The following is a 12,138-nucleotide window of genomic DNA, read 5'->3' as shown; positions in this document are numbered from 1 at the left end:
CGATTTTAGTTAAGCGTCTGGCCGATATGATTCGTTTTCTCTTCTTTTTCTTTTTCTGCCTGTTCGTAGGATGCAGCTTTGGGCAGACGCCCGCGAGCAGGCAGAAAACCTACTGCAACCCGATGGATATCAGCTATCGGTACAACTTTGAGCAGTTGAACGAGAAAATCTCGTATCGGTCGGGAGCCGATCCGGTGATTATCAATCACAAGAACGAGTACTACTTGTTTGTCACGATTCAGGGCGGCTGGTGGCACTCGACCGATCTGATCAACTGGCGTTACGTTGTCCCCGACAAGTGGCCGATGGAAGACATGTGTGCCCCGGCGGCCCTGTCGGTGCGCGATACGTTATACCTGTTCCAGTCGACATTCGAGCAACGCCCCATATTCTACTCGACCGAGCCAGAGAAAGGTAAGCTCAAGTTTTTCAATCGCTGGCTGCCCCGACTACCAAAAGACATTGGCCCCTGGGACCCGGCCTTGTTCCATGACGACGATACCGACAAGTGGTACATGTACTGGGGCTCGTCGAACGTTTACCCCATTTTCGGAGCCGAGCTGGACAAGAACCGTAAGCTGACCTACGCAGGGAACAATCCGGCCGAGTCGTACAAAGCCATGCTCTGGCTCGACCCGTACGCCCACGGCTGGGAGCGCTTCGGCCCAAACCATTCCGACCCCTTCAAACCCTTCACCGAAGGAGCCTGGATGACTAAATACAACGGCAAATACTACCTGCAATACGGCGCACCGGGTACAGAGTACAACGTCTACGGCAACGGAACGTACATAGGAAAGACGCCACTCGGCCCGTTTGAGTACGCGCCTTACAACCCTATTGCTTACAAGCCCGGCGGTTTTGCTACCGGCTGCGGCCACGGCAATACGTTCCAGGATAATTTTGGCAATTATTGGAATACCGGGACCACCTGGATTGGCTTCAACTGGGGTATGGAACGCCGGATCGTGATGAACCCGGCCGGTTTCGATAAGGATGACCAACTCTACGCCAATACCCGGTTCGGTGATTTTCCGCACTACCTCCCCACGAAAAAACTGGACGGCCCGGCAGGACCGGCAGCTCAGCAACGGGACGAATTATTCACCGGCTGGATGCTGCTTTCCTATCGAAAACCGGCCGTTGCCTCTTCGACGTATAAAGCTTCCGTCGTTGATTCGTTATCCGCCGACAAGGTGACGGACGAAAACCCGCGCACGTTCTGGGTGGCGGGGCAGAATAAACCGGGCGAAACATTAACCATTGATCTGGGCACAGAGCGCGACGTAAAAGCGGTGCAGGTCGACTACATCGACTACAAGCAAACGATCTTCGAATCGGACTCGACCGTGTATACGCAGTTCAAAATTCTCACCTCGACGGACAACCGAACGTGGCACGTAGCCGCCGACCTCACCAACGAACCCAAACGCGACCGGGCCTGCGCCTATGTAGAACTTTCGCAATCGACCCGGGCGCGTTACGTTCGCTACGAGCACGTTTACGTAGCCGGACCGACGCTGGCCATCAATGCGTTCCGTATCTTCGGCAACGGACTGGGTAAAGTACCTGCGCCCCCAGCATCGCTGACCGTAAAACGGCAGAAAGATCAGCGCAACGCGGACTTACGCTGGTCCAAAGTTCCTGGCGCCGTTGGCTACAATATTCGCTGGGGGATTGCACCCGACAAGCTCTACCAGACGTATCAGTTCTGGAACGATGACCGAAGCGTCGGCCTGGCCCGCACGTTCGAGCTACGGGCGCTAAACGTTGGTGTCCCCTACTATTTCGCCATTGAAGCCTTCGACGAGAACGGGGTTTCGGCGCTGAGTAACGTGATTGACGACGGATCGGAGTTTGGTAAAAGATAAGGCGTAATAGGCCCCCTAATTCATTGATCGACGGCCGTAAATTTCGGACGCTTAACGCACGAGATGACTGCAATCGGGAAACTTTGGGCATCGAAGTGGATTATCTACTACCCACTCAGCGGGTTATTTGGCTATTGGACCTGCTGGTCGAGCAGCACGGTACATCTGTCCGACTGTGGAGCGATGATGAGTGGTCCGTCACCGCGGCCTGAGTTTATAAGTCAAGCTTCGCCGGATTAGTGTGCGGATAAGGAGGTGATGATCCATTGACTGTAGCCAGGCAAGCCGACTCAGAATGGTTACACCGAGCGGTTCAATGGCACACTTCTACGAGGAGTACTAACCGCTAATACGCTTAAGAATCTGGGCAAGTGCGCCGAACGGTGGAACTGAACATAATTGTGTCGCCAAGCACACCAGGTATAACCGCCCAACGACTCAGTGGGGTTGATAGAAGTCGCTTTACTCTACTGACTATTACGTCCCAGAACCTTCACTCATTTAGCTGCGCTGAAAGCTGGCCTGCGGGACGTGCTACCTGCCGCCGGAAGCCCAACCAGGCGGAGCAAATCAACGAAGAGTATCCCTACGGCTCATTTCTGCTTGAATACTCTTCACGTTTTTTGAATAGACGTTGCCAGATGCAATAGCACTAATGAGCAAAATAACGGTCACTACAAAACCTCCATTGTGTGCAGCCGATCAAATAGCAATACCAACTAATGCACCCATGAACAGCGCGAATGGAATTTTTCGCGAGTTCATCTTTTTCGCTTCTGACACGAGTTCGTCAGATGTCATTTTAGAGTAATCCTTTCTTACAAACATATAATGCCTTTTTTGGTGCGCCGATGGGCGAATCTATTGAGTACACACGTCAAACGAGCCTAAAGCATACCTATCGAGACGTGCGATCTGCCGACGGGAGCCGCCAAACGCGCACTGCTCAGATAAAGCACCCAACGACCATGAGGGCTGATGGATGATGACGCTACGTCCCTGAACAACCGATGCTGCAACCTTTACACCCTCATTTGGTTGGGCTGAAAATCTTCCCTCGGGACGTGCACCCTGTCGCCAGACAGGTGAAGCACGACAACCAAATCATTCCAAATAGTCTTGGTGCAAAGGCTTCATCACTTCTTCAGTAAAGGCTTCATCACTTCTTCAGTAAAGGCTTCCCAACTTTTATAGAAAGCAACTGTCGGCAAACTCGAACTTGTCTCCTTGCGTCCTGTCCATGTCAGATGGACAACGCAATACTTATAAATACTATTGGCAACTTTGAACAAGTAGTCATCGGCCTGTAAACTCCGCCCGATTAATTCAACCGACTTTCCAGAAAGAGGATGCTGCTGATTAATCTCTTTTTGTAGCTCGGCTATTACTGTCGGGCTATTGTCGGCGGCAAGCCAAGGTTCTAAAAAAACGTACTCCATTTCATTCAAAGTTTGCTTGTCAGCCGAAACCTACCTAACGAGTAAAAAGCCTGCCGAGTTGGGGCGTTTCTGCTGTCGCAGGAGGCCCAGAAATGAAAACCTTAGCTCCTCAACCGGGGCGTTTGTGTTGTCACACGGAACCCGAAAATGGAAGCCCAAAGCTGCCTTGTCGAGCTGGTTGGTTTGTCGCCCACAAGCTGGAAATGCACTCCCAGCTTTTGGCTTGCACCCAACAACCCAGGGGGCTGATGGATGATGCCAAAACTAACTTGAACGGCAACAAATTGGAACCTTTACACCCCCTGCCGGTTGGGCTGTTAACTTTCCTTCGGGACGTGCTACCTGTCGCAGGAGCAACGGCACACTAACATTGCCACAAAAACTTAGCAGACTTGTGCTCCACACAATCAAATAGATAGCCGATACCTCCCCCGCCAAAATTCATGAGTTCAATTGTAGATGGCCCTTCTTCAAGTTGTGCAACAAAGCGCATTGGTTGGCGGCATGTGTCACAAGTAGGCGTTTCATCTGATTGTAGCCAGCTTGGCGCACCGTACAATTGGCCCAAAACCTTTTCGTCTTCCCCTCCCCAACTTTCTTTGGCATCATAATACTCCTCAGCCGCAATTTCTATAATATCGGTACTATACTCTGATGTGTCTCGTATAGATAGCTCTCCCTCTGTAGGATAGAAAGGTTCTAACTGTAAACCTTCAACAAGCATTACTTTATTGCCCCCGCCGTTAGCGTCCCACTCATCACACATACCCGGATCGTTGTTGCACATAAAAATCAATTCTAACCCAGCGTCGGTCTTGATCTTACCTTGATACTGCATTTCACTTTCGCAGGTTTGGCAAATCGGCCATTTGAGGGGCGAACCTATCTGTTGAATAGGCAACCCGGCGAAGCTGGTAGCATTTAAAGATTCCGGTTTTTGTGGGTTAAAAATCAACAGTTTGGTCACTGTATTAGCGGTCTATTGTTAGTGGGGGCTACTTTGTCGCAAGAAACCCAAAAATGTAAGTCCAGATTGCCATGCAGGGCGTTTGGCTTGTCATCCGAAAGCTGGAAATGGAACCCCAAAACTTGCCTAACCGGGGCGTTCAAAGTGTCGCACGGGCCCCGCCGAACAAGTACTTTATGGCCGGTTCACCCAATATATTATTATACGTAAAATCACTAAATGGTAAACTACTAACAATCAGATGGTTGCCATTTAGCGCTTGAGTTATTATGTGTACTTTTGCTGACACCAAAATTCGTTACTCAACGTCTGCGTAAGTTTACATAATGATCGGATTTATTGCAAAAATTGTGGCAAGACAACTACCCGTAACCGAACTTGTTGAACGTATCTGGGATATAGAAGGATTTCCTGGTTACTTCTTTGGCCGCGACAAGCAGTTGTATCGGTTCGACTCCCGGGGAAGCATCCGCCGTAACAAACGGGTCATCAACTGTAGTACTCAGGGGTATATTCTTAAAAGCAGATTCTATAGCCTGGCTCAGCTCCGTCCGCTGTTACGTCGGCATGAACCGGCTACAGATTATCCGGTGGCTTTCTAAGTGTACTGATTTTACAGACGATTACGGGGATATAGTGCATAGTAGCTACTGTCGGTATTAGGGAATGACCTTTTACGAATGACAGCGAAACAAGTTACCCGAAAAGCAACCGCCCGCTGAACATTGAGCATACGTTCGGGTGTTACACAGGGTACCCCTCTATTGTTCATGTTCCGCGATCGCCGTCTGCTGCTTATTTACGCCATTATCCTCATTGATGTCATTGTTGGGTCGGCGGTTGGTCCTATCTTACCCGAGTTTGTCAAAGGGATGGAGCGCCCCCAGTTGTGGCTGGCGGCAGGTACTGCGCTGTTTCTGGGGATGCAGCTTTTCTCGGCCCCGCTGCTAGGTAAGTTATCGGACGGGTACGGGCGACGACCTATTTTCATCATCTCCGCCATTGGTACGTTCCTCGCCGGCTGCTTTCTGCTGCCAGTACGCGTTGGCTTTTACTTTGCGAACCGACTGAGCGACGGCAGCACCAACGGTATGTATGCCACGGTACGTTCGGCCATCACGGACATTTCTCCGAAGGACCAGCTGTTTCGCAATCTGGGGATCGAGGGGGCAATTATATCGCTAGGATTCGTGATCGGGCCGGCGGCTTCGGGGCTGTTGCTGACAACTTTTGATGTTGTCGAAGGGGATCAGGCTAAAACGGTTGCGTTCATGGCCGTTCTGCTCTCAAGCGTCAACATTCTGCTGAGCTGGCTTCTTCGCGAAACGCACGCCAATCCGCCGGGCGTTGAAACAGCCGTTTTGAAAACCGAACTGGTCCAGGCGCTCAATGTTCATACGCTCTGGGCTCGCCTGGTTGATAAAGACAGACAGCATCCCGGTCTGCGACAACTCGTGCTGATGCAACTGGCTCTCACGCTCAGTATCGGGTATTACAACTACATGATTGCGTTCATTAGCCTGGGCGAACTGCATCTGGACGCCAAAGGGATCTCCTACTTCTTCATGTTTTTCGGGGCGCTGAGTATCGTTATCAGCTACGTCTTTTACGCCCGTATTGCCGACCACATCAACCAGGTTCGCACCATTTTCTGGTTTGCCCTGCTAGGCGTGCCTACCCTGCTTGCCTACGGTCTGGTGGGAACGTCGGTCGTGGCGCTTTACGTTGTGGTAGCCATTGACTGCGTTACGCTCTCGCTGATTCAGGGCCTCATCGAAGGGTTGATGGCGCAGCGCACGACGGACGACGACCGGGGTGAAGTGTTCGGTATCAATCAGGCGATGCAGGGATTTGCCAGCTTCGTTACAACACTTGTTTTCGGTCTGCTGTCGCTGGTCGACCTGCGGTTACCTTACCTCTGGTTCGGTATGTGCATGGCCGCTGTAGCCTGGCAGGCATGGCGGTTTGAACGGCAACCGCAGAAAGCGTAATCACGCTGCTGTCATAGGGTTGTCAGTATGGGTAGCCAGTTTTGGGTCCGGTTCATTCTGACAACGAATATGGATAAGCTCGATCTGGCTAAACAATTCCCGTCGTACTACAAAGCGACCACAAAACCCGAACTCATCACCCTGCCTCCTGCCAATTACCTCGCGATCAGCGGACAGGGTGCCCCCGAATCAGACGAATACGGGCAGAAACTTCAGGCGCTCTATAGCGTGGCTTACGGACTTAAATTTCTGGCGAAGGGCCCAGCAGCAGGACTTCGTCGTCGCTAAGCTGGAAGGCTTGTGGTGGTTCGATGTGGACAAGTACAGTGCCGTTGCTATGGCTGATACGCCAACGGCTATCCCCCGATCAGACTGGTACTGGCGTATGCTGATTCGGATTCCAGAGTCGATCCCAGCCGATCTGGTCGAAACCGCGAAGGCGGCCAAAAGAGCGAAGAAACAAATTTCCTTTGCCGACGAGGTGGCGTTTTTACAGTACGAAGAAGGATTAGTTGTGCAAATGCTGCACCTCGGTCCTTTTTCCAACGAGCACGTTACGTTGCAACAGATTATGGATTTTTGTCAGGCCAATAAGCTGGATAAAGCAGGGCTGCATCACGAAATCTACCTGTCTGACTTCCGGAGAACGAAACCCGAAGCGTTGAAAACGATCTTGCGCGAGCCGGTCAAGCCCCGTCTTTAAACCCATAAAAACAGCCGGACCGCTCTGGGTAGTCAGAGCGGTCCGGCTGTTTACTTCTACATAAATTGCAGCTTAGTTCACCGGAACGAACTGGTCGTCAACGTTCCAACCTTCCAGCGACACCATCGTCGAACCGCTGTTGGTCGGCGTATACTCCATCGTGATGGTCTTCTGCTGGCCGGGGGCTACCGATACGTAATTGTCGCTGTAGAAGACAGGCAGCAACCGCGTTTTGGTCTGGCTATCCACCAGCGAGAGCCGGTTGAAGAACGCCACGGGACTACCGGCGGGATTCGTCAGCGTCACCTCTACTTTGCCCTTACTAACTGGCCGGGCTTTCAGTTGCAGGGGGGCTTTTGTCATGGTTTGCAATCCCGAATAGTCACCTTTCGCGTCGGGTAGCCAGTACGTGTTTTCACTGAGCGGCTTTTTGTCGAGATCGAGCAGTTGCAACACCAGGAATCCACCTTTGTCTTTCGTCAAATTCTGCAACGCCCGTCCGATGGGTACGTATGGCCGAACCAGCGACGGGCCGATTTCCGAAAACACCTGCGTCAGTACCGTTTCCTTGCCATCCATGTCGTACAATTTCACGACCATCATCATGTCGCGGTGAAACTTGAACGTATTGTTCACCACCATCACCATGCTATCGACGGGATTATACATGATGTGAAGCGGTTCGCTGCCACTGTGTAAACCGTACAGCCCAGCGTTGGGGTCGAGGTAGTAGTCGTACATCTGGCCCCGCAGTGAGGTCCACGGATTCTGCGTTTTCCAGATGATCGTGCCGGTATACCAGTCCCACATGTGTGCGCTGAATCCTTCCATCAGCGCCCGGTACTGGTCGTAGTTCACAAGCTGGGCTTTTTTCGCAAAATCCCGCACGTCTTTGGCTTTCCCGTAAGGATCAATCGACGCGTCGTAACCAATGTACTTGTGGTAATCCCAGACCGAATCAACCTGACTCCGGTTATTTTTATAGACCGGGACGCCCATGTTTTCTTTCGGGATGAATCGCTCCAGCGACGTATAATCGCCTACGCCCACCGAGCCAACTTCGGAATTGAACGGCCAGGTCCGGTACGACCAGAACGTTTTCAGCGGCTGAATACCGTAGGGACCATCGCCGTTGCCGCCCAGGAAATTGTATGACATTTCGTCGGAGTTCGAGTAATCGATAAACCAGCGGGTACCGTCGAGTTTGGGCAGGATCGAATCGCGCAGGGGGTTCATAATGTCCTGCGGTAACGTAATCTCGTTGCCACCGCACCACATCGCCAGCGACGCGTAATTCCGGATCATCTTGATCTGATCGGCGGCCGAGGTCAGGAACAGGGAATGATCGTCCGGGTATTTCCGGCGCGTCCACTGATCATCTTTCTTCATTGGATCGACCCAGCGCCCGTTACAGTCGCCCGAGCCCCAGAAATCCTGCATCACCAGTAGGCCGTATTTATCGCAGGCCTGGTAGAACTCCGGACGCTCCGTCAGAGCACCGCCCCAGATCCGAATCAGGTTCAGATTCATGTCGCGGTGGTAGCGCATCTCGGCATCGTACCGCTCGGGTGTGAACCGGAGCATAGCGTCAGAAATAATCCAGTTGGCGCCTTTAATGAATACCTTTTGTCCGTTAACCAGAATCTGCCGACTGCGGGTGGTGGTGTTCCATTCGGTCTGAATTTCGCGCACGCCCACATTCAGCTTTTCTTCGTCAGAAACGGCCTTCGCGCCCGTCTCAAATTTCACCGTAGCCGGATACAGATACTGTTCGCCGTAGCCGCTCGGCCACCAGAGTTTCGGGTTGGCTACAGTCAGCGCAGGTAACTCAACCGTAGTTGTCGTACGTGGCGCCAGGCTTACTTTTTTCGTTACGGTCTGGCCGTTCATGGTGTACGTAAGCGTTCCCTCCTGCCGGTTCGTCGAAGCGTTTTCCAGCTCGGCCGACACCTTGACGGTGGCTGGTTGCTGAGCGCCGTCAGGTTGCCGTTTACCCGGTACGTTAGTGATCACGTGCGGGTTCTTTACGTTCACGGCCCCCGTTTTCTCGATGGTCACTTTGTCCCAGATTCCCGTATTCCGGTCGCGAATCGGTTGAATCCAGTCCCAGCCCGCTACGTACTGGTGTGCTACGTTACGGGCAATGGTACCATCGCCCCCCTGCCCACCATTGGGATTCCCCACCGGATCGGGTGGGTACACAATAACGGCCAATCGATTCTTACCATCTTTCTGGAGAAAGGGCGTAATATTGAATGACTGCCGCAGGAACATGCCCGTGTACGGCTTGCTGTTCAGCTTATGCCCGTTCAGGAATACGTCGCAGCTGTAGTTGATGCCCCGGAAGTTCAGCCACACCTGTTCGCCAGCGTTGCGGGCAGTTTCCTGAAAATCCTTGACGAACCAGTAGGTGTAATAATCCCGCCCCGTGTTGTAGATATCCGGAATCTTGTTGTTGTTCATTCCGTAGAACGGGTCCGGCACCTGCTTGTTAGTGAGCATGGTAGTCAGCACGGTACCAGGCACGACGGCGGGCTGCCAGCCCGTTAGGGCATACGTCGGCACCGAAATAGCCGTTCCCTGCTCGTTCGTTTTGCCGATTGGGTTGCATTGCCAACCGGTGTTGAGTTCATATTCCTTTTGTCCATACGCCCAAGACGACAGAGCCAGCAGCAGTGCTGCCAGCCGGAAAGTGAGACGATTCATAACTATTCAGGTTGTAATGTTCTAGTTGGATTTGGAGCGAGGCAAGAGACAAGACGTAAGACTAAAGACCTTTTGAGATGCTTTTTTTGTCATCTTTCTTCTTACGTCTCTTATCCCTTATTAATAAACCGACTTCGCCCGATCTGATGGGGCGGTGCCCCAGGTCGTGCTGGGTTTGTCGGTCATCTCGATGACCAGGTCACCCCCGTTCTGGATGGTCTGGTGGAGCAGGTACGATTTGGTGTAAAGTTTACCGTTCAGCGTCATGCTCTTGATGTAGCGATTTTTGGCGCTGTTCCCTTTGGTGCGCATTCGGAACGTCTTACCAGCCGGTAAACTCAGTGTTACGTCGTCAAATACCGGGCTACCAAATACGTACGCGCCGTTAGCTGGGTTGACCGGATAGAAACCCAGTGAGGAGAGCACGTACCAGGCCGACATCTGCCCAACGTCTTCGTTACCAATCAGGCCATCAGGGCGGGTAGTGTACATGCTATCCAGAATGAACCGCACTTTTTCGGCTGTTTTCCAAGGTTGCCCTACGTAACCGTACAGGTACGTAATGTGGTGACTTGGCTCGTTGCCGTGAGCATACTGACCGATCAGTCCTGTAATGTCATTGGACGCTTCGGTACCCATGTCGCCTTTGGCCGTAAAGAGCGAATCAAGTTTCTGCGTAAAGGCCTTCTCGCCCCCCATCAGGCCAATGAGTCCTTCGACGTCCTGCGGCACCAGCCAAGTATACTGCCAGGCGTTCCCTTCAGCAAAGTCGTCTTTCATGTGCCGCGATACAAAAGGGCTAAACGGAGTTCGACGTTCGGTATCCGACAGGCGACCGCGCACGAAGCGGGTTTCCGGATCGAAATAGTATTGATACGCCTTGCCACGTTTACTGAAGTACTCGTAGTCAGCCTGTTTACCCAGTTTCTTCGCGACTTGCGCCACGGCCCAATCATCAATGGCGTATTCCAGCCCCTGCGCCACGCTCTCAACCAGGCTATCACCCGGAATATACCCCCGCTCTTTTACGAACTTTAAGCCACGTACGTCAAGCATGGCGCTCTTTTTCATAGCGTCAAACGCCCGGTTCACATCGAACTCACCAATACCTTTCTGGATTGCATCGGCGATAATCGGGAATGAGCTATTTCCCGGCATGGTATTCGTTTCGTTACCAACCAGATGCCAGATGGGCAGCTTCCCCTGCTGATCGTAGATAGCCAGCATGGAGTTGACCATATCGCTCACACGCTCCGGCTGAGTCAGCGTAAAGAGCGGGTTAGCCCCCCGGTACGTATCCCAGAGCGAAAACGTCGTCAGGTTGTTGAACGGCGCTTTAGCGTAGACCTGTTTATCGGTCCCCCGGTAGTCGCCGTTGTGATCGTTAAAGAGCGAGGGCGCTACCAACGTATGAAACAGGGCTGTATAAAAAATCTTGAGCCGGTCCTGACTCGTGGTTTTTACCGTCACTTTGCTCAATTCTTTACTCCAGGCGGCATCTGCGTCGGCAGCTACTTTTGCAAAGTTCCAGTGCGGCAATTCGGCCCGGATGTTCGCCAGCGCATTGGCTGAACTGACGGGCGATATACCTACCTTCACCAGCACTTTTTCGTTGGCCTTGGTCTCAAAGCTCACTACACCTTTCACCCGAACGCCTTTTACCGATGTAGCAGCAACCAAACTCTGGTCGTTATAAAGATCCAGCTTACCAATCGGTTTAGCGAAAACAGCCGCGAAGTACAAGCGCTGATCGGTAGCCCAGCCCTTTGAAAAACGATAACCGACGACTGTCGAATCGTTAAGTTTTTCCAGGTACGTTTCGGTTGGTCGGTCGCCCACGCCTTCCCCCAGATCGATAATGATATGCGCATCGCTGGACTGAGGGAAGATGTACTGATGCAGTCCAACGCGCTGGGTGGTGGTTAGCGCTGCGTCAATATTATAGCGCTGTAGCTTCACTCGATAATAACCCGGTTGCGCCGTCTCGTCCGTGTGTGAGAAGCGGGACGCGTAACCGCTCTTGCTATCTTTACTCGTACCGCGGGTTAGTTTGACCGGCCCCGTGGTGGGCATAATCTGCACGTCCCCCAGATCGCCGATGCCCGTTCCGTTCAGGTGGGTATGCGCAAAGCCCACAATCAGCGAATCCGAATAGTGATAGCCCGAACACCAGTCCCAGCCCGTCGACATCTGCGTTGGACCAAGCTGGACGGCGCCGAAGGGTACGTTGGCGCCCATGAAAACGTGGCCGTGAAAGCCCGTTCCAATATACGGATCAATGTAGCGCGTCAGACCGGACGGTTTACGCACCTGGGCCGTACTGACCAGCGGTTGCAGCAGTGCAATACTACACCCGATGAGCAGCCCGCGAATGGACAATTTGATTAACGATAAATGCATACTAGTTGATATGAAGCCTGTTTGCCGCGATCACCAGTTGGATCTTAACTGGTGATCGTCT

Annotated in this window: 9 protein-coding genes and 1 pseudogene; 6 read left to right on the top strand and 4 right to left on the bottom strand. The window is 52.5% G+C overall.

Going from position 1 to position 12,138, the window contains the following annotated elements:
- The first annotated feature begins 26 nt into the window (after window positions 1-26).
- Window positions 27-1,871: a family 43 glycosylhydrolase gene (locus ACYVAD_RS14570; RefSeq protein WP_461140232.1), complete on the top strand. Its 1,845-nt coding sequence runs from the start codon at window positions 27-29 to the stop codon at window positions 1,869-1,871.
- Window positions 1,872-2,159: 288 nt separating this feature from the next.
- Window positions 2,160-2,264 (top strand): annotated as a pseudogene (locus tag ACYVAD_RS14565) (integrase core domain-containing protein); the annotation flags it as partial.
- A 743-nt stretch (window positions 2,265-3,007) separates the two neighbouring features.
- Here ACYVAD_RS14565 and ACYVAD_RS14560 read toward each other — a convergent pair.
- Together ACYVAD_RS14560 and ACYVAD_RS14555 are read right to left on the bottom strand one after the other, a co-directional pair.
- Complete coding sequence (locus tag ACYVAD_RS14560) at window positions 3,008-3,310, bottom strand: hypothetical protein (protein ID WP_461140231.1); 303 nt, start codon at window positions 3,308-3,310, stop codon at window positions 3,008-3,010.
- A gap of 364 nt (window positions 3,311-3,674) precedes the next feature.
- On the bottom strand, window positions 3,675-4,277 hold the full coding sequence (locus tag ACYVAD_RS14555; protein ID WP_461140230.1) for a hypothetical protein: 603 nt from the start codon (window positions 4,275-4,277) through the stop codon (window positions 3,675-3,677).
- 326 nt (window positions 4,278-4,603) lie between these two features.
- On the opposite strand from ACYVAD_RS14555, the gene ACYVAD_RS14550 reads away from it, so the two are divergent.
- The 4 genes from ACYVAD_RS14550 to ACYVAD_RS14535 all read left to right on the top strand — a co-directional run bounded on the left by ACYVAD_RS14550 (window position 4,604) and on the right by ACYVAD_RS14535 (window position 6,971).
- Window positions 4,604-4,879 carry a hypothetical protein gene (locus tag ACYVAD_RS14550; RefSeq protein WP_461140229.1) on the top strand — a complete coding sequence of 92 codons (276 nt, stop codon included), beginning with the start codon at window positions 4,604-4,606 and terminating at the stop codon, window positions 4,877-4,879.
- A gap of 168 nt (window positions 4,880-5,047) precedes the next feature.
- Window positions 5,048-6,268: an MFS transporter gene (locus ACYVAD_RS14545; protein ID WP_461140228.1), complete on the top strand. Its 1,221-nt coding sequence runs from the start codon at window positions 5,048-5,050 to the stop codon at window positions 6,266-6,268.
- Window positions 6,269-6,337: 69 nt separating this feature from the next.
- Window positions 6,338-6,556: a hypothetical protein gene (locus tag ACYVAD_RS14540; RefSeq protein WP_461140227.1), complete on the top strand. Its 219-nt coding sequence runs from the start codon at window positions 6,338-6,340 to the stop codon at window positions 6,554-6,556.
- 10 nt (window positions 6,557-6,566) lie between these two features.
- Window positions 6,567-6,971 carry a GyrI-like domain-containing protein gene (locus ACYVAD_RS14535; protein WP_461140226.1) on the top strand — a complete coding sequence of 135 codons (405 nt, stop codon included), beginning with the start codon at window positions 6,567-6,569 and terminating at the stop codon, window positions 6,969-6,971.
- Window positions 6,972-7,043: 72 nt separating this feature from the next.
- Here the strand turns inward: ACYVAD_RS14535 and ACYVAD_RS14530 are convergent, their stop codons facing one another.
- Both ACYVAD_RS14530 and ACYVAD_RS14525 read right to left on the bottom strand, forming a co-directional pair.
- Window positions 7,044-9,677: a glycoside hydrolase family 2 protein gene (locus ACYVAD_RS14530; RefSeq protein ID WP_461140225.1), complete on the bottom strand. Its 2,634-nt coding sequence runs from the start codon at window positions 9,675-9,677 to the stop codon at window positions 7,044-7,046.
- Window positions 9,678-9,797: 120 nt separating this feature from the next.
- Window positions 9,798-12,077 carry a GH92 family glycosyl hydrolase gene (locus ACYVAD_RS14525; protein ID WP_461140224.1) on the bottom strand — a complete coding sequence of 760 codons (2,280 nt, stop codon included), beginning with the start codon at window positions 12,075-12,077 and terminating at the stop codon, window positions 9,798-9,800.
- Window positions 12,078-12,138 lie beyond the last annotated feature (61 nt).

The sequence above is a fragment of the Spirosoma pomorum genome (assembly GCF_054776615.1).
The sequence above is the reverse complement of the archived record's forward strand: the minus strand, read 5'-3'. Positions and strand labels throughout refer to the sequence as shown.